This window comes from Burkholderia sp. MS389, assembly GCF_016899425.1.
In the GTDB taxonomy this organism is placed as follows: Bacteria; Pseudomonadota; Gammaproteobacteria; order Burkholderiales; family Burkholderiaceae; genus Burkholderia; species Burkholderia sola.
Genome location: NZ_CP045995.1, coordinates 2,435,436 through 2,456,495 on the forward strand (window position 1 = coordinate 2,435,436; position 21,060 = coordinate 2,456,495).

Sequence of the window (21,060 nt, forward strand, 5' to 3'; positions counted from 1 at the left end):
CGTGCGTACCGTTCAGCGCATGTACAACCCGCCGTTGATGTCCCAGCATGCGCCGTTCGCGAAATGCGCGTCGCCCGACGCGAGCAGCACCGCGGCATCCGCGACGAAGCCGGCCGAGCCGAGCTTGCCACCCGGCAGGCTCGCGAGCACCTGACGCAGCTTTTCCGGCGCGACGCTTTCGTACACGATCGGCAGATCGAGCGGCCCCGGCGAGATCGCGTTGACGGTCACGCCCTGTGCAGCGAGATCGCGCGCGAACACCTTGGTCAGCGTCAGCGTACCGCCTTTCGCAGCCGCGTAATGGGCGCCCGTCGCCGAGCCGCCGTTCTGTCCGGCCAGCGACGCGATGTTGACGATGCGACCCGCGCCGCGCGTCGCGAAATACTGGCCGAACACCTGGCAGCCGAACAGCACGCTGCGCAGGTTCACGTCGATCACCTGGTCGAACTGCTCGGCCGTGATCTCCATCGCCGGCACGACCTTCGATGCGCCCGCATTGTTGACGAGCACGTCGATCGTGCCCCAGCGCGCGACGAGCGTATCGCGCGCGGCTTCGAAATCGCGTTTCGACGTGACGTCGAGCGGCAGCGCGATCGCGCGTTCGCCGCTCGGATCGAGCTCGCGTGCATGCGCGTGAATCGCGTTGGCGGCGATGTCGGCCAGCGCGACGCGATAGCCGGCCGCATGGAAGCGTTCGGCGATGACGGCGCCGAGCCCGCGCGCGGCGCCGGTGACGAGAACGACTCTGTCTGACATGGTATGGAGTTCCGTGGTTCGCGGGCGCACGCCGAGGGAAGCGGCGCCCGTATCGTGGTTCATGCGGCGAGCGCGGCTTCGAAGTGTGCCGCGATTGCGCAGACCCGTTCGTCCGCGCCCTTGCGTCCGACGATCTGCAAGCCGGCCTTCAACGGCGAACCGGCGAGCGGCAGCGGCAGGCTGAGCGCCGGATGGCCGCTCAGGTTGAACGGGCGGATCAGCGACGACATCGCGATCACCGATACGCCGTCGCGTGCCTGCTGCAGCGTGATCGGCAACGCGGGCAGCGTCGGCAGCACCAGCACGTCCGCGTGTTCGAGCGCGGCGTCGATCTGTGCGGTGAAGCGTGCGCGCACGGCTTCGGCTTCCTTCAATGCCGCAGGCGCGGTCGTTGCGGCCGCACGCAATCGCGCATCGAGGTCGGCGCCGAGCTTGCCGGTCGCGACCAGGTGACCGAACGCGCGCGACGTTTCCGCGTTGATCACGGTGAGCCCCGCCGCGAACGCGGCCGGCATTGCATCGAGCACGATCGTATGCGAACGCAGGCCCGACGCGCGAACGGCCGCATCGAGCGCGGCGGCGATCGCCGGATCGGTTTCGACGGCGAGTTGGGCGACCGTGCAGCCTTCAACGGAAGCGGTCGCCTGCGCGCGATCGAAGTCCGGCGCGATCGCGGCCATCACCGCGACGAGCGTGCGGATCTCGCGCGCGAACGGCCCGACGCAATCGAGCGTGGTGTCCGCGGGCGCGACGCCGCGACGCGACACGCGGCCGAACGTCGGCTTCAGCCCGGCCACGCCGCAGCACGCGGCCGGCCCGCGGATCGAGCCGCCGGTATCGGTGCCGAGCGCCGCGTCGACGGCGCCGAGGCCGACGAGCGACGCGGAGCCGCTCGACGAGCCGCCGGGAATGCGCGCGGCATCCTGCGGATTGACGGGCGTGCCGGTGTAGTCGTTGATGCCGGTCATGCCGAACGCGAGTTCGTGCATGTTCGCCTTGCCGGCGATCTGCCAGCCGGCGTCGAGCAGCAGGCGGACCACGTCCGCGTGTCGGACGGCCGGCGGCGCATCGGCGAGCGCGCGGCTTGCCGCGCGGGTCGGATAGCCCGCGATGTCGATCGTGTCCTTGATCGCGATCGTCGGGCCGGGGCCGCCGAGCGTGAAGGTGTCGATGAAGCCTGTCATGGTGCGATGGCGTGCGAATACGGTGGAAGGGTTCAGGACCGTGGCGCGGCGGCGAGCGGCCACGGGCCGTCGAGCACGCGTTCGGTGCGGAAATGGCGGATCAGCCAGGCGGCGCCGTCGGCGCACGGCGCGAAATCGATCGTGAGCCGCGCGGCGATCAGCTCGGCCGAATCGTCTGCGTAGCGCGACGCCTGGAGCATGATCCAGCGGCCGCGTGCGCTTGCATGGTCGACACCGATCTCGATCGACTCCGACGTCAGGAAGTGCAGGTTCGCCGAGAAATGCGGATCGGGCGGAAGATAGCGGCCGAGCATCGCGACGATCGCGGCCGGGCCTTCGAGACGGCCGAACTTCCGCGCGTACCGCGGGCCGATGCCTTCCCACACGGCGTCGGACGTGAACAGTTCCGCCAGCGACGGGCCTTCGCCCGCATCTTCGGGTACGTCGCACAGCGCCATGTAGCGCGTGATCGTCGCGCGCACCGCGCGCTCGGCGTCGAGCGCCGCGACGCGCTGTGCGAGCGCGTCGATCGCGGCCGGAGACAGATCGGTCATCGCGCGCCTCACGCCGCGGGCTTCGTGGCCGGCGGCACGGTCAGCGCGCGGCCGACGCGTGCCTCGATCTTGCCGTAGCGCCACAGGTTGTATTCGCCGACGGGCGTCGTGCGGTACAGGTTGCACACGGCGACCGTCGTGTCGAAATCGGCGACGTCGGCCATGATGTAGAAGGTCCACGGTGCGCCGTCGGCCTGGCCGACCACGAGGCGATCGTCGTCCATCACGCCGAGCACGCGCACGCCGGGCATCGCTTCGACGGCCGCGAGCATCGCACCGTACGCCTGCCACACCTCGCCGATTTTCTCGCGCGGCAGGTCGAAGAAATTCTGCGACACGCCGCAGCAGAACAGCACGCGCAGCGGCAGCGGATTCGAATCGGACATAATGGGTTCTCCAGAGGAATCGGTCGGGCGCATGAGCCGGCCGGCGACGGTGCGGCGGCTTCATGCGCGTTCATCGAAAGTTTCGGGCGATGCAGGTTACAGATAGCCGGGAAACGGCGTGACGCCGGTGAAGACCGCGCCCGCGCCGTCGAAGTTGCCTTCGGCGAGGAACGCGTGCTGCGTGACGACCATCGCATCGCGCAGCAGCCGCTGCAGCGGATGCGACCGGTAGATCGCGGCCGTGCCGCCGAGGCGGTACGCGCGTTCGACGACGCTCGCGCCTTCGCGCGCGATCTGCGTGGCCGCGAGCCGCAGCAGGCTGACCTGGTCGGGCGTCACCGGGTTGCCCGCGAGAATCGATTGCCACACCGAATCGGTCGCATCGTAGAAAAACGCGCGCGCCGAGCGCAGTTGCGCCTCGGCCTTCGCGAGCTCGATGCGGAAATACGCGCGATCGGCGAGACGCGGCGCGCCGGTCGTCGTCTGGCGGCCGCCCGACATCCGGTTCACGACGTCGAGCGCCGCGCGCGCGAGGCCGAGGTTGACGACGGCCAGCACCTGCGCCGCATACGCGACGGTCGGATAGCGGTACAGCGGCTCGTCGACGGTCGCTTCGCCGCCGCGCACGAAGGTCCACGCCTCCGGCACGAAGCGGTCGTTCACGCGCAGGTCGTGGCTGCCGGTGCCCTGCATGCCGACCACGCTCCAGTTCTCGACGATCTCGACATCCGCGGCGCGGAACACGGCGGTGCGCGGCTTGTTCGGCGCGGCGTCCTGCGCGCCCGGCACGGCGATGCCGACGCCGAGCCAGTCGGCGCCCTTGCAGCCGCTCGCGAATTTCCACGTGCCGTTCACGCGCCAGCCGCCCGGCGCGGCCTGCGCAGGCTGCACCGGGAACAGGCCGCCCGCGAACACCTGGTCGGGGCCGCTCGCGTACAGCTCGGCCTGCGTGTCGAGCGGCAGCGCGGCGAGATAGACGTTCGCGGAGCCAAAGCTTGCGACCCACGCGGCCGAGCCGTCGGCGGTCGCGATCCGTTCGATCATGTCGAGGAACGCGGTCGGCGCGAGCGCATCGCCGCCGAAGCGGCGCGGCGTGCCCGCGCGATAGATGCCGGCCTGCTTGAACAGCGCGATCACGTCGCGCGGTACGTGCGACAGCCGGTCGAATTCGTCGCGGCGCGCGGCGACGGTTTCGATCACCGCGTCGAGCGGCGACAACGGCGCGGCCGCGGGACGGGCCGCGGGCGGCGAGGTCGGCGCGGATTCGATGGCGAGGGCGGCTTGCGGCATGAAAGTCTCCTGGGGATGGGGCGATTCCGGCATTCGCATGTGCGTTTCATATGCAAACAGACCCTAGTCTAGAAACGCCGAAAACACGCAGCAATTGGTGCGTTGGGCCGCGCGACTGGTGACGCTCCGTGCCGGCCTAAAGAAATCTTCAGATGCGATCGGCGCGCGCCGGTGCTATGTTGGGTTTCCGGCCGCGCGATGCCGCGCGCCTTCCTCCGAATCCGATCATGAGTTTTCCCGACGAAGACGATTTCCACCGGCTGCTCGACGCGCTGACCACGTGCGTGCTGCTGCACGACGCGCGCACCCGGGCGATCGTGTGGGCGAATCGCGCCGCGTGCATCGCGCTCGGCTTTTCCGTCGAGGAATTGCTGCCGCTGAAGGCGCCGGACATGACGCGCCCCGAGCCGAAGTACCGGCGCGAGATCGCGGTGAGCGCGTGGGATCGTGCACTCGTCGACGGCCCGCAGGTGTACGAATGGTGCTATCGCTCGCGCACGGGGGTCGACATGCTGTCCGAGGCCACCGCGACCTACGTGCCGCTGCGCGGGCGCGACGTCGTGATGGTGCAGTTCCGCGACATCAGCGCGGAAGAGGCGGTCCGCCAGCAGTTGCGCCGCTACGAGGCGCGGCTGCGCGAGTTCATGCAGGATCTCGACGAAGGGATCGCGGTCGTGACGCCGCACGGCGGCGTGCAGTTCATCAGCGAGTCGGGCCGCCGCGTGCTGGGGCTCGCGCCCGACGAGCCGCTCGGCGAGGTGCTCGACTACTGCTCGGCGGCCGATCGCGACCGGCTCGTCGCGCAGTTGCGCGACGCGCCGTCCGCATGCCCGTCCGCGCCGCAGCGCTACCGGATCGTGCGGCGCGACGGCTCCGCCTGCTGGCTGCGCATCCTGTGCCGGCAGGTCGAGATCGAAGGCGATCTCGACGGGCTGCTCGTGCAGTTTCGCGACGTGAGCGACGAAGTCGCGATCGAGGACGCGCGGCGCGCCGAGGCGCGGATGCTCGAATACGCGGGCCGCTACAACGCGATGGGCGAGATGGCGACCGTGATCGCGCACGAACTGAGCCAGCCGCTCGCGGCCGTGCGCAATTTCATCGAAGGCGCGGTGCGGCGGCTGAACGGCAACGGCGCCGTCGACGACGCGATCTGGGGGCTGCGCAGCGCGGATCGGCAGGCCGAGCATGCGGCGCTGATCATCAAGAGCGTGCGCGAATTCATCGTGAAGCGCGAGCCGGTCGTCGCGCGCGCCGACCTGCGCGACATTCTCGCGGACGTCGCGTACTTCATCGAGCTGCGCGCGAAGGAGGCCGGCGTGACGGTCGCGATCGTGCAGGCCGACGCGCCGCTGCCGATCCGCTGCGAGCGCGTGCTGATCGGGCAGGTGATCCTGAATCTCGCGTTCAATGCGATCGAGGCGTTCGCCAGTTGCGAGCGCGCGCCGCGCACGCTGACGCTCGGCACCGCGAACGTGGCCGGCCATGCGGAGTTGCGTGCGATCGACAATGGCCCGGGCGTCGACGCCGGCGCGCACGACCGGCTGTTCGACGGCTTCTCGTCGTCGAAGGCGGGCGGCAACGGGATCGGGTTGTCGCTGTGCAAGAGCATCGTCACGCGCCACGGCGGGCGGATCGCCGCGAGCCCGGCCGCGGGCGGCGGGCTCGACTGCCGCGTGACGCTGCCGCTCGCCGACGGGTGAGCGCAACCGCGTCGGCGCATTGCGGCGGGGCGGCGACGCGCGACGCATGGTCAGCGCCCCAGCGCCCGCGCGGTCTGGCCGCCAATGCCGAAGTCGGTGTTCGGAATGTCCTTGATGATCACGCGCGTCGCCTGCAGCGGCGCGTCGAGCACGTTCGCGCCCGCATCGGACAGCGCGGCGATCAGCGCGCGCTTCTGTGCGTCGGTGCGCCCGGCGATCAGGATCGCGACGATCACCGGCAGCGACGGCGGCGCGCCGTCCGCGGCGCTGCGGCCGCCGAGGCCGATATGCGTCGCGGGCAGTTCGGTGAGCAGTACGCGCACGGATTCGAGCGGTGCGCCGATCGCGTCGACGGTCGCGTGGCTGAGGCGCGCGATCAGCTCGGCCTTGCGCGCGTCGTCATGGCCGGCCGGCAGGAAAACTTCGAGTGTGGGCATGGTCGTCCGGAAAGGTGAAGGTGACTGGCTCACCGTTGCGCGAGCGACGGCGAAGCGGTCGCCGCTGAAAGGTGAAGGTGACCGGTTCACCTTTGCGCGGGCGACGGCGAACCGGCAGCCGTTCACAGGTGAAGGTGCCCGGCTCACCATTGCGCTGGCGACGGTGAACCGGTCGCGGCTTACAGCAGGAAGCCGATCGCGCTGAGCGCTTCGGTCGAGTCGATCAGGCGCACGACCTTCTCCGCAATCCGCATCTCGCCTTCGGCATCGACGTGCAGCTTGTGCGTGACGTCGGCCGCGAACAGCGTCGCGACGCCGCGCTTGTATGCGACCACCACCTGCGCCGATTTCAGCTCGACGGTATCGGCGCTGCCGCTTTCCAGCGTGAAGCGCGATACGGTGCGCACCGTGCGCGCCGCGTCGGTGGCCGACGCCGAATAGCCGGACACCATCCGCTGCACGCGCTTCTCGCGCATGTCCCGGTCGTCGAACACGTAGTTCAGCGTCGCCGCGAAATCGGTCGCGTCGGGATCGATCGGCACCACGTAGTGGCCGGTCGGATCCCACAGGTCGAGCCACGCGCGATAGTCGCGGCGGTCGAGCATCTCGGCTTCGCGCCACACGAATTCGACCGCGCGGGCGAAGGTCTGCTCGGAAAAGAGGGCGTTGCGGTCGTCCATCATTGCTGCTCCATCATGTTGCGCCATTGCCGGTAGGCTTCGCGCATGCCGGTCTCGTCGGTCGCATGCGCGGTCTTTTCGCCGTTCGCGGCGGTCGTCTCGCGGTTCAGCCCGCGGTTGACCAGGATCGGCACGTCGGGCCCCGCCTGCGCGCCGCGCTGCACGCGCTCCCACGCTTCCGCATCGTCGGGGCTGCCGAAGCCGAACGGGCCCTGGAAGTGCTCGTGAATGCGCAGCCGCTCGCGGTTCGCTTCGTCGGGGCCGCCGTCCATCGCGAGCGCGACGTGGCGGATCTCGGTTTCGTTCGCGGAGATCGGCCGCAGCACGCGGAAGAACGCCATCGACAGCGCGAGGTTCGGGAACAGGTTCAGGTTGAAGCCGACGCCCATCAGCGAGCGCACGATGCGGCGCACTTCGTCGGGCGAGTGACGTTCGGCGAGTTTCGCCGCGAGCGGCGCGAAGCGTTCGGCCAGCGGTGCGCCGTCGTCATCGTCGAGATCGATCAGCTCGGGCATCAGCACCGCGAGGCTGTGGCCGTTGCCGAGCGCGCGGCAGAACGCGTGCTCGCTCGTCATGAAGCTCGTGATCGCGGCGGCCGTCTCGTCGTCGATCGACTTCATCCACGACTTGTGCACGACCGGGAAGTGATAGAGGTCGGTCGTGTTCTCGAGCTGGATCTTCCAGTTGCCCTTGAACTTGAACTTGTGCTCGCCGTTCGCCTTGATCGGGTAGCCGGCGCCCTGTTTCACGAACAGGTCGATCCACGGCTTCGCGCCGCCGAGGAAATCCTCGAGCGGTTCGATGTCATCGTTGAAGCTCGCGAAGATCAGCCCCTGGTACACGCCGACGCGCAGCTTCACGAGCGGCAGGTCGCCTTTCTCGCACACGCCTTCGTAGCCGTCGCCGTACGGCAGCGCGCGCAGCGTGCCGTCGAGCGCGTACGACCAGCTGTGATACGGGCACGTGAAGCCCTTCGCGTTGCCCTTGTGCGATTCGCACACGGTCGCGCCGCGATGGCGGCAGCGGTTCTGCAGCACGTTCACCTCGCCGGTCTTGTCGCGCACGACGATTACCGGCTGGCGGCCGATCGTCGTCGTGATGAAGTCGCCCGGGTTCGGCAGTTCGCTGTCGTGCGCGACCCAGATCCAGGTGCGGTAGAAGATGCGCTCGAGCTCGGCTTCGAACAGCGCGGGATCGTGATACATCGCGGGCGCGATGCGGTCGGGCTGCGCGAGACCATGCAAAGCGCGGGTGTCGATCGTCTGGTAGGGAATGTCGCTCATCGTCGTCGTGGGGAAAGAGTCGCGAAAATCGGGCCGCGCTGGGCGCAGCGTCCGGAGACCAGTCTCGTCTTCTGCCGCATATCGGTCAAATTGATCTAAAATTGATAATCAAATAAATGTGGCAAATGATGGAGGTCACGATGACGTCGGTCGATCATCTCGATCTGAACCTGTTGCGCGTATTCCAGGCGATCGTCGAGGAACGCAGCCTGACGAAGGCCGGCGAGCGGCTCGCGCTGTCGCAGCCGGCCGTCAGCTATTCGCTCGGCCGGCTGCGCACGCTGTTCGACGATCCGCTGTTCGTGCGCACGCGCTCGGGCATGCAGCCGACGCCGGTCGCGCTGGAGCTCGCGGGCATCGTCGGCAAGGCGCTCGACATGGTGCGCGTCGCGCTGCGCTATGCGGAGCGCTTCGATCCGGCCACCAGCACGCGCACGTTCCGGGTGTCGCTGTCGGATGCGGGCGAGATGGCATACCTGCCGGCGATCTGCCAGGCGCTGCGCGAGCGCGCGCCGCGCGTGACGTTGAGCGTGCAGCCGCTGCCGGTGGAGGAGATCGAGGAGGCGCTGCGCGCGAGCCGGCTCGATTTCGCGATCGGCAACCTGCCTGAGCTGATGCCGCGCACGCGCCACCAGGTGCTGTTCGAGGAAACCTACGTGTGCATGACGGGGCGCCGGCGCGGGCTGCCGACGGCCGCCGCGCTGAGTCTCGAGCAGTTCGTGCGCGCCGCGCACGTCAACGTGAAATCGGTCGAGCACAGCCACCACGCGCTCGACGACGCGTTGCGCGCGCAGGGCGTGGGTCGCAACATCGCGCTGGAGGTGCCGCACTTCGTCGCGCTGCCGAGCGTGCTGTCGGTCACCGATCTGTATGCGACGCTGCCGAAGCGGCTCGCGCAGATCCTGAACCGCGACAACGCGTTCCGCCTGTATGCGCTGCCGGTCACGCTGCCGCCCGCGCCGGTGACGATGCATTGGCACGAGCACTTTCACGAGGACGAGGGCAATGCGTGGATGCGCGCGCTGCTCGCCGAGATCGTCGAGCGTTTCGACGAATGACGGTCGGGCGGCTCGTGCCCGACGCAACCGCGGTGGCGGAGTGTCCGTCGGCCGCGCATCTTTACATGAGTCGATCAGTAGATCGGCGCGGCAATACGGTGGCGCGTTCGGCGCATCAGAGATCGAGTACGAGCACCGCCGAGCGCGCGCGCGACACGCAGCAGCAGATCACCGTGTTGCTCGCGCGCTCGGCCTTGCTGAGGCAGTGATCGCGATGATCGGGTTCGCCGTCGATGACGGGCACCATGCAGGTGCCGCACACGCCTTCGCCGCATGAGGTATCGACCTCGATGCCGATCTTCGCGAGTGCGTCGACGATCGACGTATCGGGCGCGACGCGCACCGATTGGCCGCTGCGTTGCAGGCGCACTTCGAAGCCTTCCGCTGGAGCGGCATCCGCAGTGACCGTCGCGGAGGGTTCCGCCGCGAAGCGTTCGAGATGAATCGCGTCTTCCGGGATTCGCCTGGCCGCGGCTGCGACAACGGCATCCATGAACGGCCCGGGGCCGCACGTATAGACATGCGCTTCCAGATCAATCGACTCGATGCAGCGGCCGAGTTCGGCCGCGAGCGCATCGGGCTCGACACCGTAATGGAACGTCACGTGCGACGCGAACGGTTCGGCCGACAGTTCGTCGACGAACGCCGCATGGTCGCGGCTGCGCGCGAAATAGTGCAGTCGATAACGCGCGCCGCGCTGGTGCAGCGCATACGCCATCGACAGCAGCGGCGTGATGCCGATGCCGGCCGCGATCAGCACGTGCTCGCTCGCGTCATCGGTCAGACGAAACAGGTTGCGCGGCGTGCCGATCCACAATTCGGCGCCGACGCTCACGTCGTCGTGCAGCGAACGCGAGCCGCCGCGCGACTGCGCTTCCTTCTTCACCGCGAACAGATAGCTGCCGCGCTCGTCGGGGTTGCCGCACAGCGAATATTGCCGCGTGATGCCGGATGGCGCGGTGACGTCGATATGGGCGCCCGGTTCGTAAGCGTCGAACGGCTGGCCGTCGACGCGCGAGACCCGGAAACAGCGGATGTCCTGCGCCGCGTCGATCAGTGTGTCGATCCGGACCTGGTGGCGGTTCGCTTGCATGGGAAATTCCGTGGGGTAGAGAAACGCGGCGCGGCGGAGCCCCGCGCCGTCATGCGATCGAGAATAGGGACGGGCATCGCATAAATCAAATCGATTAAAAATCGATGCCGGAATAAGCGGGATGGATGATGGTGGGCGTGTCGATCGTCGCCGGTCAGCGGTGCGGCAATCGCGCGGCCGGTGCGCCGACCACGCGATCGGTGAACCGCGCGACCTCAGCGGGCGGCAATGGCGTTACCGCCGTCGACGGCCACATCAGCCGAAGCCGATGCCGACGCGTGGCCGCGTTCGCGCTCGAGGCTGCGGCGATAGTGGCGGCAGCCGGCGGCGAGCAGCAGCGCGGCGAGCGTCGCCGCCGCGACGTTGACGATCGACATCGAGTGCCCGACCGCGGCCGGCGCGCCGAACACGCGATCGGTAAACAGCGCGACGACGGTCGTGCCGATCCCGAGCGCGATCAGGTTCGACACGAGCAGGAACAGCGCGGAGATCTGCGCACGCATCTGGTTCGGCGCGAGCGTCTGCATCGCGGCGGTCGACGTCGGCATCGGGAACGACGCGAAGAACATCGCGACGACCAGCATCGCGAGCGACGCCGGCAGGCTGTCGAGCTGCGTGAACAGCGTCGCGGGAATCACCATGCAGGCGGCGCCGATCGCGCCGGCGCGCATCGGCGCATCGCCGCGGCCGCGCCGCAGCAGCCAGTCGTTGAGCCAGCCGCCGCAGAACACGCCGGCCGTGTTCGCGACCAGCAGCACGATGCCGAGCGTGTAGCCGGCTTCGACGGCCGTCATTCCGAAGCGGCGGATATAGAACGCGGGCGTCCAGCTCAGCAGGCAATACAGCGTCATCGCGTAGAACGAGAAGCCGAGATAGTGGCACGAGAAGGTCGCGCTGTGCATGCCGACGAAGCGCAGCGAATCGCGCATCGACACGCGCCGCACGGCGCCCGAGCGATCCTGCGCGAGCCCCTTGCGCTGCGGGTCGCGCACGGTCGCGGCGAACAGCAGCGCGACGAGGATGCCCGGCAGCCCGACGATCAGGAACGTGACCTGCCACGCATGCACCTGCCCGACCACCGGCAGCGTGAATGCGCTCGCATGCTTGAGCAGCGCGATCACGTAGCCGCCGATCAGGAACGCGATGCCGCCGCCGATGAACGAGCCGAGCGAATACACGGCGATCGCGCGGCCGAGCTTCTCCTTCGGGAAGTAGTCGGCGAGCATCGAATACGCGCCGGGGGACAGCGCGGCCTCGCCGACGCCGACGCCCATCCGCGCAACGAACATCTGCACGAAGTGCTGGCTGAGCCCGCACGCGGCGGTCGCGATGCTCCACAGCGCGATGCCGAGCGAGATGATGCGCGGGCGCGCATAGCGGTCGGCGAGATACGCGACGGGCAGCCCCATCACCGCATAGAACAGCGAAAACGCGAAGCCGTTGAGCAGGCTGAACTGCGTATCGGACAGGTGCAGGTCGCGCTTGATCGGTTCGATCATCAGCACGAGGACCTGGCGGTCGACGAACGAAAAGACGTACGCGAGCATGCAGATGACGACGACATACCATTCGTACGTATAGCGCTTGCCGTCGGCAGCGCGGGCCGTGGATGCGGACATGCGGGTTCTCCAGGAGCGGGCGGTGGAAAAGCGCGGCATCGGCCTCGCGGGCCGGGCGCCGTCGCGGCGCGAAAGCGTGCGGATGACACGATCGGTGACGCAGCGTAGTCGGCCAAATTCGGCCGCCATAGCCGGAGTGACAGCCGCGCCACACGGATATTTACCGACCCGGATAAAGAAAACACCGAGGCCGTGCGCGCGGGCCGCCGCGCAGCGCGCGCGCGGCGGGGCCCGTGCGCGTCATGCGGCGCGTCTATAAGCGTTATAGAGCGCATTGCGTCGACGTCCGAAATTGTCGTTCCTAGACTCGGGCCGGTTTTGATCGGCAGCGTTCGCATCCGAAAGCGAACGCGCTTCACATCAAGCGGCGCGATGCCGACAGGCGCCGCAACTTCTACGGGACGACGCAGATGAACCATTCGAACGGGCGAGCCTTCCGGCTTGCCGTACCGCTCGCCGCGCTGCTCGCGTGCAACGCGCTGCCTGCCGTCGCGCAATCGAGCGTGACGCTCTACGGCCGCATCGACACCGCGATCGAATACGCGAACGCCGGGCCGAACCACGTGACGCGCATGGGCAGCGGCAACCTGTGGGCGTCGCAGTGGGGGCTGAAGGGCGTCGAGGATCTCGGCGGCGGCTACGCGACGATCTTCAAGCTCGAGGACGGCTTCAACGCGGCGAGCGGCGCATTGTCGAACAGCAGCGCGCTGTTCGGCCGCGAAGCGTGGGTCGGCATCACGGGGCCGTTCGGCGGCGTGCAGTTCGGCGAGCTCTACACGATCCTGCATACGACACTCGTCACATACAGCCTGCCCGGGCTCGGCGCGGGGCTCGCATGGGGCAACGCGACCAACAACTTCGTCGGGCCCGCATTCCTGCGCGTGCGCAACTCGATGCGCTACACGTCGCCGCGCTACGCGGGCTTCCTGTTGCGCGCGATGGCCGCGCGCGGCGCCAACGGCGCGGCCGGGCAGCCGGCGACGCTCGGCGATACGTATGGCGCCGGCATCAACTACGTGCGCGGCGGATTGTCGGTCGACGTCGACATCATGCAGCAGAAGTTCAGCCCGGTCGCCGCATCGACGCTCGGTGCCGCGAGCACGGCCGCGAACAGCAACTACACGCTCGGCGCGATTTCGTACGACTTCAGCGTCGTGAAGGTGGCCGCGCTGTACCTGCGCCATCGCGGCGGTCCCGACGTCGCGACCGCGATCGACAGCCAGAGCGCGTATCCGCACAGCGACATCATGGAGCTCAGCGCGACGGTGCCGATCGGGCGCGCGTCGCTGCTGCTGAGTGTCGGCCATTACCGGAAGGTCGCCGACAGCGACGGCAACGCCGATTCGTACGGCATCCGCTTCGACTATCCGCTGTCGAAGCGCACGGTGCTGTACACGGGCGCCGCGATGGTGCGCAACGGCGCGCATGCGCGCTTCGTCGTCAACGGCGCGGCGGGCGGCGGCGTCGCGGTGGCGAAGCTGGGCGCGACCGCGAGTTCGCTCGTCGCGGGCATCCTCACGTCGTTCTGAGCGTGCCGGCGGGCCCGTGCCCATGCTCGCTCGAGCCGCTACGCGCAAGCAGGCGGCTGCGGCGCGAGCCATGCATCGAACGGCGCCTGCTCGCCGATATTGAACAGTTCGAGCAGCAGCGCACGCAGCCAGCGATGGCCGGGGTCCGCATCGAAGCGCCGATGCCAGTACGCGTTGACGGCCCATTCGCCGGCGCCGGCGATCTCGTACAGCACGCACGGCTGGCGCGCCGCGAACGTGATCGCGATCGTCTCCGGCAGGATCAGCGCGTAATCGCCGTCCTGCAGCAACGCGGGCACCACCATGAAATCGGGCAGCGCGGCGCGCACGCGCGGCATCAGTTCGTGCCGTTCGAGCAGTTGCATCGACTGCCGATGCGACGTGACCGCGACGAAGCGCAGCGCGTCGGGCGCCGTGCCGTCGAGCACGAAATCGTCAGGCAGCCCGACGCGTTGGGCGGTGCGGCGCGGCATCAACAGCACGCAGCGCTCGTGCAGCAGCGCGGTGCGCTGGAAGTGGCTCGACGCATCGGCGAAATGCCCGAGCGCGAAGTCGATGCGCCCGGATTCGAGCGCGACGTTGAGCTGGCACTCGTCGACGTGCAGCGTCTCGATCACCGCGCCCGGCGCACGCCGGTCGAATGCGGCGAGCAGCGTCGGCAGGAACGCGCTCGCCGCGAAATCGCTCATGTGCAGACGGAACACGCGCTGCGTGCTGTCGGGCGTGAAGCGCGAGCCTTCGTCGAGCACGTGCTGCAGGATCGCGAGCGCCTTGTCGACCGAGATCGCGAGCCGTTGCGCGCGCGGGGTCGGCTCGACGCCGGTGCCGGTGCGCACGAACAGCGCGTCGCGAAACATCAGCCGCAGCCGGCCGAGTGCATAGCTGACGGACGGCTGCGTGACGCCGAGCCGCAGCGCCGCGCGGCCGACGTGCCGCTCTTCATACACCGCGCGAAACGTCTTCAACAGGTTGAGATCGAGATCCTGCACACGCAGGCCGTCGGCGGCGTCGCTGTCGTGCGGCGCGGGTTCGGGGCGGGCCGTCGGCCGACCGGGGGCGGAGTGCGTCATCGAGCTTGCCTCGCGGTGACGGAAGGCGCGTGGCCGTAACGCCGCGCATACGCCTTCGCGAAATGGCCGAAGCCATGGATGCCGTGCGCGAGCAGCACGTCGGTCACGCTGCGCGCGTCGCCGCGTTGCAGCGCCGCGTGCACGGCGGCGAGCCGGCGCTCGCGCACGTACGCGGCCGGCGTGGTGTGCAGGAACGCGCGGAATGCATGCTGCAGCGTGCGCGGCGCGACGCCCGCGACGGCCGCCAGCGCGGCGAGCGCGAGCGGTTCGTCGAGGTGCGCATCGACGTGAGCGCACGCACGCCGCACATGGGCCGGCAGCGGCGGCGTGCCGCGCAGCAGCGTGTCGCTGTACGAATGCGGCAGGTGCGTGAGCAGCAGCGACATCAGCCACGCGGTGAGGTCGGTGCCGAACACCGGCGACGCGATGCCGATGCCCGGCTGCGCGCCGATCCGGCACAGGTACTCGAAGGTCGGCAGCACGAGCGCGGCGCCCGTGCCGGCGCCGCCGGCCGCCACGTCGAATTGCAGCGGGCGCGCGAGCGGCGCGCGAAGCATGTCCTGCAGCTTGCGTTCGAGCGCGCCGCGTTCGAGCCGCAGCACGAGATTGCGGCAATCGGGGCTCGTGCGCAGGCGGCTCGCGAGCGCGGGCGACGACACGGTCAGCGCGCCGGGGCCGGCGTACGCGACGACGTTGCCGGCCTGCAGCTCGCACGCACCGGCGAGCGTCAGCCGGAACAGGAAGTGATCGGCGTCTTCGCCGAACTCGATGCGCGTTTCGCGTCCGTAGCTGAGTTCGAGCAGCGCGCCGTGATGCAGTGGCACCTCGTACAGCTCCGCGCGAAACGGATCGCGGCCGGACGCGGCCATCCGGTGCGGTCCGAGCCGATGCGCGACCGCGCGTTCGACTTCGTCGGGGGCGTGCAGCGTGCCGAGCCGGTTCGGTGCATGGCGGGAAAGGGCGATGTCCATTGATAGACCTCGTAGCGGATGCAGGGGCGCGTCGGCTTGCGCAGCGTTGCGCGAACGGGCGCGTCGTTGCGTGTTTTGAAGCGACGCGGCGCAGGCGGCCGCGTAGTCTCGGGCGTACTCGATCACCAGGAGAAGACGATGAAGGTATGTGTTCTGGGCGGCGGCCACGGCTGCCATGCGGCGGCCATCGACCTGCTCGAAAAAGGTCACGACGTGACGTGGTGGCGGCGCGATCGCGAGCCGCACGCGCGGCTGCGCGCGCTTGGCGTGTTGAACGTCACCGACTATCGCGGCAAGCGCGCGGTGCCGCTCGGCGATGCGCCGGGCGCGATCCGCCTGACCGACGATCTGGCCGCCGCGCTGCACGGCGCGCAACTCGTCGTGGTGCCGTTGCCGGCCACGTCGCACGACGCGCTTGCCGCGCAGGTCGCGCCGCTGCTGGAGGACGGCCAGGTCGTGTTCCTGCCGCCCGGCACGTTCGGCAGCGCCGTGTTCGCCCGCGCGGCGGCCGATGCCGGCAACCGTTCGCGCGTCGCGTTCGCCGAAACGGGCACGCTGCCGTACCTGGTGCGCAAGTATCGCGACAACGACGTCGTGATCAGCGCGTACGCGACGCGCCTGCCGACCGGCGTGTGGCCGGTGAATGCAGCCGGCTGGGCGTTCGACGTGTTGCGCGCCGGCTATCCGTCGGTCGAGCCGGTCGAGGATGCGTTGTCCGGCGCGCTGATGAATGCGGGCCCGGTGATCCATCCGCCGCTGATCCTGATGAACGCCGGACCGCTCGAACACTTCGACGCGTGGGACATCCACAACGAAGGCACGCAGCCGTCGATCCGCCGCGTGACGAACGCGCTCGATGCCGAACGCATCGCGGTGCGCGAAGCGCTCGGCTATCGCGCGCCGCATTTCCCGCTCGCCGATCACTACGCGATCGACGGCGACGAGTGGATGTACGGGCGCGGCGCGCACGGCAAGCTGACCGATAGCGGCGACTGGCGCGAGAAGATCGATCTGCGCACGCATCGCTACATGCTCGAGGATACCCGGCTCGGGCTGTCGTTCATCGTGTCGTGCGGGCGCTGGGCCGGCGTGCCGACGCCCGTCGCGCAGGGGCTGCTGAGCATCGCGAGCGCGGTCGCGGGGCGCGACCTGTATGCGGAGGGCCGCACGCTGGAGCGGCTCGGGCTCGCGGCGCTGTCGAAGGACGCGCTGCGCGCGCTGGTCGATGCGGGGTACGCGGCATGAAGGCGGCCGACGATGTGACGCGCATCCACGTGCTCGGCGCGGGACGGATGGGGCAGGGCATCGCGCTCGTGTTCGCGTTTGCCGGCCTCGACGTGACGCTGATCGACTTCAAGCCGCGCGATGCGGCTGGCCGTCGCGCGTTCGACGCGCGCACGCGCGACGAGATCGCCCGGCCGCTGCATGCGCAGCTCGCGCTCGGCCGCATCGATGCCGCACAGGCCGACGCCGTCGTCGCGCGCATCGCACTGGTGGCGCGGGACGGCGCGGCCGACGCGGTGCGCGATGCCGATATCGTGTTCGAAGCACTGCCCGAAGTGCTCGATGCAAAGGTCGACGCGCTGCGGTGGCTCGGCGAACACGTCGATGCGCACGCAACGATCGCGTCGACCACGTCGACGTTCGTCGTCACCGAATTGCAGCGCCACGTTGCGCACCCGGCACGAATGCTGAACGCACACTGGCTGAATCCCGCGCTGCTGATGCCGCTCGTCGAGGTCAGCCGCAGCGACGCGACCGATCAGGCCGTTGTCGACACCGTCGCAGCGCTGCTCGAACGCGTGGGCAAGAAGCCAGTGATCTGCGGGCCGGCGCCCGGCTACATCGTGCCGCGCATTCAGGCGCTCGCGATGAACGAGGCCGCGCGGATGGTCGAGGAAGGCGTGGCCAGCGCCGAGGACATCGATATCGCGATCCGCACCGGCTTCGGTCCGCGCTTCGCGGTGCTCGGGCTGCTCGAATTCATCGACTGGGGCGGCTGCGACATCCTGTACTACGCGTCGCAGTACCTGGCCGGCGAGATCGGCCCGCGCTTCGCGCCGGCCGCGAGCGTCGTGCGCAACATGGAAACCGGGCGCGACGGCGTGCGCACGGGCGCCGGCTTCCACGACTATGCGGCGGTCGACGTGCCCGCGTACATGCGCCAGCGGCTCGGCGAATTCTCGCGGCTGCTCGACCATCTCGGGCTGGCGCCGGCGTTCGACAGCGCGCGGCGCGGCCGGGACGCGTAGCCTGGACGTTGCGGCTGCGTGCGCTTGCGGCGCCGCGCAAGCGCGCACGTGGCGCCGTGGACCGGTGCGCCAATCGCCCACCGGCAACGCGGGTGCGGCGGCCGGCGCGGGCCGCGCGCTCATGCCGTGTCGCCGCGCGTGCCGGCTGCCGGCACGGCACGCGTCTCGCGCATCACGCACAGCGTCGCGACCGTGACGAGGCCGAGCGCAATGAGGAACAGCGACACGGGCCACGACGCGTGATAGCGCGCGAGCAGCGCGGTCGCAATCAGCGGCGACATCCCGCCCGCGAAGATCGACGCGACCTCATGACCGAGCGCGACGCCCGAGTAGCGCACTTCGGTGCTGAACAGTTCGCCGACGAGTGCCGGCAGCGTGCCGATCATCGCGCCGTGGCTCACCGCCGTGCCGACCGTCAGCGCGAGCCACACGAGCGGCGTCACGCGCGTGTCGAGCAGCCAGAAGAACGGAAACGCGCATGCGACGAGACTCAGCGCGCCGATCAGGTACACGGGCTTGCGGCCGATCCGGTCGGACAGCCGGCCCCATGCGAGCATCGCGCCCATCTCGACGATCATCGCGATCATCACGCCGGTCAGCATCGTGCCGTTCGGAATCCCGACGTATTTTCCATAGACGAGCGAGAACGCGAGGAAGATGTACGCGCCGCCGTTCTCGGCCACGCGCAGCCCCATCGCGAGCAGGATTTCCTTCGGATGACGGCGGATGCACTCGACGATCGGCAAGTGCGTGTGCGCGCCGCGCTTGCCGGCCTGCTCGAAGTCGCGGCTTTCCGGCAGATGGCGGCGGATGTAGATGCCGATCGCGAAGATCGCGATGCTCGCGAGGAACGGCAGCCGCCAGCCCCACGTGCGGAACGCGTCGTCCGGCAGCGCCTGCGCGGCGAGAAACGCGGCCGACGACAGCACGAAGCCGCCGCCCACGCCGAGCTGGCTCCACGCCGCGTAGTAGCCGCGCTGCTCGGGCGGCGCGTTCTCGCTGATCATCAGCACGCCGCCGCCCCATTCTCCGCCGGACGCGATGCCCTGCAGCAGGCGCAGCACGACGAGTGCGGCCGGCGCCCACAGGCCGACCTGCGCATAGGTCGGCAGCAGGCCGATCGCGAACGTCGACGCACCCATGATCAGCAGCGTCCATACGAGCGACGCCTTGCGCCCGTAGCGATCGCCGACGTGGCCGAACACGATCCCGCCGAGCGGCCGCGCGACGAAGCCGAGCGCGAACGCCGCGAACGCGGCGAGACTGCCGGCGAGCGGCGATGCGCCGGGCGGAAAGAACACGTGGCCGAACACGAGCGCCGCGGCCGTGCCGTACACGAAGAAGTCATACCATTCCATCGCGTTGCCGGCGACGGAGGCGATGACGATCCGGCGTAGTTGCCGGTCGGCGAGCGGCCGGGCGGCGCTCGGGGATTGCACGGTGTCGGTCGGGTACATGGCGGACTCTGAAGGGGGAGGCAGGCGCGTGCCGTCTTGTGCGGCACTGCGGGCTAGTGTTGTCGGCCCCGCCGGCCCCGGTCAAATCCGCAGAAAAAGGGGAGTGTCATCACTCCGGCAAATGATGGGTGCGTACCAGCCGTGCGATCAGGACCGGAAAAATCGTATTCATCCTATAGGCGACACAGCATTTCCACATTATCAATCTCGATCCACGTGAGATGTGAGATCGCTGATGAAGAATGCACAAGGCCACGAAATGGTTCGCCTGGGAGACGCCACCGATCATGGTGGCGAAGTCATCGAATGCGCGAACGACCTGAAACATCTCGGAGTCGGCGTGGCGCTTGACGGCCATAGTGTTCGTTGTCGGAAATGCGGCGGTGTTTTTCCGTTATCCCAGATGACACGCGTGTGATGGCGGGGCTACATCGCATGTTGATTTTCCATTATTACTGGATGATTTCGCACATGCAAAATCAGACGGGCGGAGCCTATATGAAACCCGATGTGCCGATCGCACAGGCCGAGGTGTGCAAGCTGTTGAGAGTGTCACCGGAAACGGCGGCGAAGATGGTGAGTTTCGAAGAGGGATACCGGAGCCAGTTACATGAAGAAGATGCTTATGCGTGTGCGGAAGTGGTGCAAGCCTATTGGGACCGCCCTGATCGTGCTTTCGTGCGCAACCCCGGTACATGCACAGGAGGATACGATGCTTCACTTGACGCCATTGGGGGAGGGATGCAGGCGACCGACGAAGAGCAGCGCGTCGCACTGCGCACCATCCTTAAAACAGCAATGGCAATCCTGCGCGATGATGCGCCGTACGATCCGAAGAATATTATCTTTGGGACAAACTACACGACGTGGACGCACCCTCCTGCAAAAGGGTTTCTTTATAAATACAAAAATCGTGCGCTGCGCGGGACGAAGATTGAATTTTCCACTGGCGACGATCCGGAGGACTACAGTGAGGATCGCGATAAAGTGAAAATCGTTCCGGCTGGGGTAAGAATTGTCGTTGACGCAAGGGTTGCCAATCTGCCTGATACGGAAATCAAATCTCTCCTCCAACTAGAGGACTATTGGGTTGACGGGGATGGAAATCGTGAGTACGGGAATGAAATAATGGGGCGCACTCCCGACGCTCCCAATTTGCAGTCTTTTCGTTACCGATCAAAGGATGTTCCGGGTAGCAAATTTCCTATCGATGTCGATCTTGGTTACATCAACCCGGTGGATGGATCTTTTCCGCAGCGACTGTGGATAGTTGAGATAAGCCGCATATACAGGATTTTGACACCGGAGGAACGCGAACAGCGCCGCTTGGAAGAGCAACAAGCGAAGCGCCACAAATACGGGTCGATGAATCTGTGTACGGGGATGCTGTGTCCTGAAACGGGGATCTGGCAGGGATACACGAAGACTTCCAGTTCGGATATTCATATGATCCGGAAGGGACATGAATTCCCCGATGTCCGCACGCTGACCCCTCGGGAGCAAGCGGAACGGAAGCAATACACGAATTTGTTTGAGCCGGGTCAGTGGATGTGGGTAAAGGAATATGTGGAGCCGGAGTGGATGAAGGAAGGCTGACCTGAAAATTGCAGCACGGGCGGCGGGGCTTCCGACAACAATCTCGCGTTGCGGGACGTCCCCGCCCGCATCCCGGTGTATCGCTTCTGGCCTTCGTGCGACGTGGCATGGCGCGCTCAGCGCCACGTCGCCCGTACGCCGTCTC

General features: G+C 68.2%; 20 protein-coding genes. 7 read left to right on the forward strand and 13 right to left on the reverse strand.

All coding sequences use genetic code 11. From position 1 onward, the window contains the following. Window positions 1-12: 12 nt before the first annotated feature. From GJG85_RS27330 to GJG85_RS27350, 5 genes are all read right to left on the reverse strand, one after another. Window positions 13-756 (reverse strand): SDR family oxidoreductase, encoded by a 744-nt coding sequence (locus GJG85_RS27330; RefSeq protein ID WP_089489706.1) that lies wholly within the window; start codon window positions 754-756, stop codon window positions 13-15. A gap of 59 nt (window positions 757-815) precedes the next feature. Then, window positions 816-1,940: an amidase gene (locus GJG85_RS27335; RefSeq protein ID WP_089489035.1), complete on the reverse strand. Its 1,125-nt coding sequence runs from the start codon at window positions 1,938-1,940 to the stop codon at window positions 816-818. A 32-nt stretch (window positions 1,941-1,972) separates the two neighbouring features. Then, a complete protein-coding gene (locus GJG85_RS27340) occupies window positions 1,973-2,494 on the reverse strand; it encodes a nuclear transport factor 2 family protein (RefSeq protein WP_050014412.1) in 522 nt (173 codons plus the stop codon). An 8-nt stretch (window positions 2,495-2,502) separates the two neighbouring features. Then, complete coding sequence (locus tag GJG85_RS27345; protein WP_050014413.1) at window positions 2,503-2,880, reverse strand: hypothetical protein; 378 nt, start codon at window positions 2,878-2,880, stop codon at window positions 2,503-2,505. Window positions 2,881-2,976: 96 nt separating this feature from the next. Continuing rightward, window positions 2,977-4,170, reverse strand: coding sequence for an acyl-CoA dehydrogenase family protein (locus tag GJG85_RS27350; RefSeq protein WP_089489036.1), 1,194 nt, complete (start codon window positions 4,168-4,170; stop codon window positions 2,977-2,979). Between the two features lie 152 nt (window positions 4,171-4,322). Between GJG85_RS27350 and GJG85_RS27355 the strand changes: the two genes are divergently transcribed. After that, on the forward strand, window positions 4,323-5,870 hold the full coding sequence (locus GJG85_RS27355; protein WP_050014416.1) for an ATP-binding protein: 1,548 nt from the start codon (window positions 4,323-4,325) through the stop codon (window positions 5,868-5,870). Window positions 5,871-5,920: 50 nt separating this feature from the next. Here GJG85_RS27355 and GJG85_RS27360 read toward each other — a convergent pair whose 3' ends face one another. The 3 genes from GJG85_RS27360 to GJG85_RS27370 form a co-directional block, all read right to left on the reverse strand. Further along, entirely contained in the window at window positions 5,921-6,307 is a 387-nt protein-coding gene (locus GJG85_RS27360) for a tautomerase family protein (RefSeq protein ID WP_050014418.1), read from the reverse strand. Between the two features lie 179 nt (window positions 6,308-6,486). Further along, the gene (locus GJG85_RS27365; protein WP_124630843.1) at window positions 6,487-6,990 is read right to left on the reverse strand and encodes an aromatic-ring-hydroxylating dioxygenase subunit beta; all 504 of its coding nucleotides are present in this window, start codon (window positions 6,988-6,990) and stop codon (window positions 6,487-6,489) included. Next, entirely contained in the window at window positions 6,987-8,270 is a 1,284-nt protein-coding gene (locus GJG85_RS27370) for an aromatic ring-hydroxylating dioxygenase subunit alpha (RefSeq protein ID WP_089489038.1), read from the reverse strand. The genes GJG85_RS27365 and GJG85_RS27370 overlap by 4 nt, the downstream gene beginning before the upstream one ends. Window positions 8,271-8,410: 140 nt before the next feature. Between GJG85_RS27370 and GJG85_RS27375 the strand changes: the two genes are divergently transcribed. After that, the gene (locus GJG85_RS27375) at window positions 8,411-9,328 is read left to right on the forward strand and encodes a LysR family transcriptional regulator (protein ID WP_050014513.1); all 918 of its coding nucleotides are present in this window, start codon (window positions 8,411-8,413) and stop codon (window positions 9,326-9,328) included. A gap of 115 nt (window positions 9,329-9,443) precedes the next feature. On the opposite strand, the gene GJG85_RS27380 is transcribed toward GJG85_RS27375, so the two are convergent. Together GJG85_RS27380 and GJG85_RS27385 are read right to left on the reverse strand one after the other, a co-directional pair. Next, complete coding sequence (locus GJG85_RS27380; RefSeq protein WP_204384076.1) at window positions 9,444-10,421, reverse strand: PDR/VanB family oxidoreductase; 978 nt, start codon at window positions 10,419-10,421, stop codon at window positions 9,444-9,446. Between the two features lie 215 nt (window positions 10,422-10,636). Then, entirely contained in the window at window positions 10,637-12,040 is a 1,404-nt protein-coding gene (locus tag GJG85_RS27385; protein ID WP_124630841.1) for an MFS transporter, read from the reverse strand. Window positions 12,041-12,450: 410 nt separating this feature from the next. Here GJG85_RS27385 and GJG85_RS27390 point away from each other — a divergent pair, with 410 nt between their 5' ends. Next, the gene (locus GJG85_RS27390; protein ID WP_089489041.1) at window positions 12,451-13,569 is read left to right on the forward strand and encodes a porin; all 1,119 of its coding nucleotides are present in this window, start codon (window positions 12,451-12,453) and stop codon (window positions 13,567-13,569) included. A gap of 38 nt (window positions 13,570-13,607) precedes the next feature. Here the strand turns inward: GJG85_RS27390 and GJG85_RS27395 are convergent, their stop codons facing one another. Then, complete coding sequence (locus GJG85_RS27395) at window positions 13,608-14,639, reverse strand: LysR family transcriptional regulator (protein WP_050014426.1); 1,032 nt, start codon at window positions 14,637-14,639, stop codon at window positions 13,608-13,610. Further along, the gene (locus GJG85_RS27400) at window positions 14,636-15,610 is read right to left on the reverse strand and encodes an AraC family transcriptional regulator (protein ID WP_050014427.1); all 975 of its coding nucleotides are present in this window, start codon (window positions 15,608-15,610) and stop codon (window positions 14,636-14,638) included. The genes GJG85_RS27395 and GJG85_RS27400 overlap by 4 nt, the downstream gene beginning before the upstream one ends. Window positions 15,611-15,748: 138 nt before the next feature. Between GJG85_RS27400 and GJG85_RS27405 the strand changes: the two genes are divergently transcribed. Both GJG85_RS27405 and GJG85_RS27410 read left to right on the forward strand, forming a co-directional pair. Then, window positions 15,749-16,855 carry an NAD/NADP-dependent octopine/nopaline dehydrogenase family protein gene (locus tag GJG85_RS27405; protein ID WP_050014428.1) on the forward strand — a complete coding sequence of 369 codons (1,107 nt, stop codon included), beginning with the start codon at window positions 15,749-15,751 and terminating at the stop codon, window positions 16,853-16,855. Continuing rightward, window positions 16,852-17,862 carry a 3-hydroxybutyryl-CoA dehydrogenase gene (locus GJG85_RS27410; protein ID WP_050014429.1) on the forward strand — a complete coding sequence of 337 codons (1,011 nt, stop codon included), beginning with the start codon at window positions 16,852-16,854 and terminating at the stop codon, window positions 17,860-17,862. The genes GJG85_RS27405 and GJG85_RS27410 overlap by 4 nt, the downstream gene beginning before the upstream one ends. A gap of 119 nt (window positions 17,863-17,981) precedes the next feature. Here GJG85_RS27410 and GJG85_RS27415 read toward each other — a convergent pair whose 3' ends face one another. Further along, the gene (locus GJG85_RS27415) at window positions 17,982-19,319 is read right to left on the reverse strand and encodes an MFS transporter (RefSeq protein WP_050014430.1); all 1,338 of its coding nucleotides are present in this window, start codon (window positions 19,317-19,319) and stop codon (window positions 17,982-17,984) included. Between the two features lie 235 nt (window positions 19,320-19,554). Here GJG85_RS27415 and GJG85_RS27420 point away from each other — a divergent pair, with 235 nt between their 5' ends. Both GJG85_RS27420 and GJG85_RS27430 read left to right on the forward strand, forming a co-directional pair. Then, window positions 19,555-19,737 carry a PAAR domain-containing protein gene (locus GJG85_RS27420; RefSeq protein WP_239468954.1) on the forward strand — a complete coding sequence of 61 codons (183 nt, stop codon included), beginning with the start codon at window positions 19,555-19,557 and terminating at the stop codon, window positions 19,735-19,737. A gap of 17 nt (window positions 19,738-19,754) precedes the next feature. After that, complete coding sequence (locus GJG85_RS27430) at window positions 19,755-20,915, forward strand: hypothetical protein (RefSeq protein ID WP_235356237.1); 1,161 nt, start codon at window positions 19,755-19,757, stop codon at window positions 20,913-20,915. Window positions 20,916-21,060: the final 145 nt, after the last annotated feature.

Coding starts and splice junctions, on each gene's coding strand:
- GJG85_RS27380 (WP_204384076.1), bottom strand. CDS start 10,421: ATGCAAGCGAACCGCCACCAGGTCCGGATCGACACACTGATCGACGCG.
- GJG85_RS27365 (WP_124630843.1), bottom strand. CDS start 6,990: ATGATGGACGACCGCAACGCCCTCTTTTCCGAGCAGACCTTCGCCCGC.
- GJG85_RS27335 (WP_089489035.1), bottom strand. CDS start 1,940: ATGACAGGCTTCATCGACACCTTCACGCTCGGCGGCCCCGGCCCGACG.
- GJG85_RS27420 (WP_239468954.1), top strand. CDS start 19,555: ATGAAGAATGCACAAGGCCACGAAATGGTTCGCCTGGGAGACGCCACC.
- GJG85_RS27400 (WP_050014427.1), bottom strand. CDS start 15,610: ATGGACATCGCCCTTTCCCGCCATGCACCGAACCGGCTCGGCACGCTG.
- GJG85_RS27415 (WP_050014430.1), bottom strand. CDS start 19,319: ATGTACCCGACCGACACCGTGCAATCCCCGAGCGCCGCCCGGCCGCTC.
- GJG85_RS27370 (WP_089489038.1), bottom strand. CDS start 8,270: ATGAGCGACATTCCCTACCAGACGATCGACACCCGCGCTTTGCATGGT.
- GJG85_RS27360 (WP_050014418.1), bottom strand. CDS start 6,307: ATGCCCACACTCGAAGTTTTCCTGCCGGCCGGCCATGACGACGCGCGC.
- GJG85_RS27385 (WP_124630841.1), bottom strand. CDS start 12,040: ATGTCCGCATCCACGGCCCGCGCTGCCGACGGCAAGCGCTATACGTAC.
- GJG85_RS27355 (WP_050014416.1), top strand. CDS start 4,323: ATGCGATCGGCGCGCGCCGGTGCTATGTTGGGTTTCCGGCCGCGCGAT.
- GJG85_RS27375 (WP_050014513.1), top strand. CDS start 8,411: ATGACGTCGGTCGATCATCTCGATCTGAACCTGTTGCGCGTATTCCAG.
- GJG85_RS27430 (WP_235356237.1), top strand. CDS start 19,755: ATGTTGATTTTCCATTATTACTGGATGATTTCGCACATGCAAAATCAG.
- GJG85_RS27330 (WP_089489706.1), bottom strand. CDS start 756: ATGTCAGACAGAGTCGTTCTCGTCACCGGCGCCGCGCGCGGGCTCGGC.
- GJG85_RS27410 (WP_050014429.1), top strand. CDS start 16,852: ATGAAGGCGGCCGACGATGTGACGCGCATCCACGTGCTCGGCGCGGGA.
- GJG85_RS27395 (WP_050014426.1), bottom strand. CDS start 14,639: ATGACGCACTCCGCCCCCGGTCGGCCGACGGCCCGCCCCGAACCCGCG.
- GJG85_RS27390 (WP_089489041.1), top strand. CDS start 12,451: ATGAACCATTCGAACGGGCGAGCCTTCCGGCTTGCCGTACCGCTCGCC.
- GJG85_RS27345 (WP_050014413.1), bottom strand. CDS start 2,880: ATGTCCGATTCGAATCCGCTGCCGCTGCGCGTGCTGTTCTGCTGCGGC.
- GJG85_RS27405 (WP_050014428.1), top strand. CDS start 15,749: ATGAAGGTATGTGTTCTGGGCGGCGGCCACGGCTGCCATGCGGCGGCC.
- GJG85_RS27350 (WP_089489036.1), bottom strand. CDS start 4,170: ATGCCGCAAGCCGCCCTCGCCATCGAATCCGCGCCGACCTCGCCGCCC.
- GJG85_RS27340 (WP_050014412.1), bottom strand. CDS start 2,494: ATGACCGATCTGTCTCCGGCCGCGATCGACGCGCTCGCACAGCGCGTC.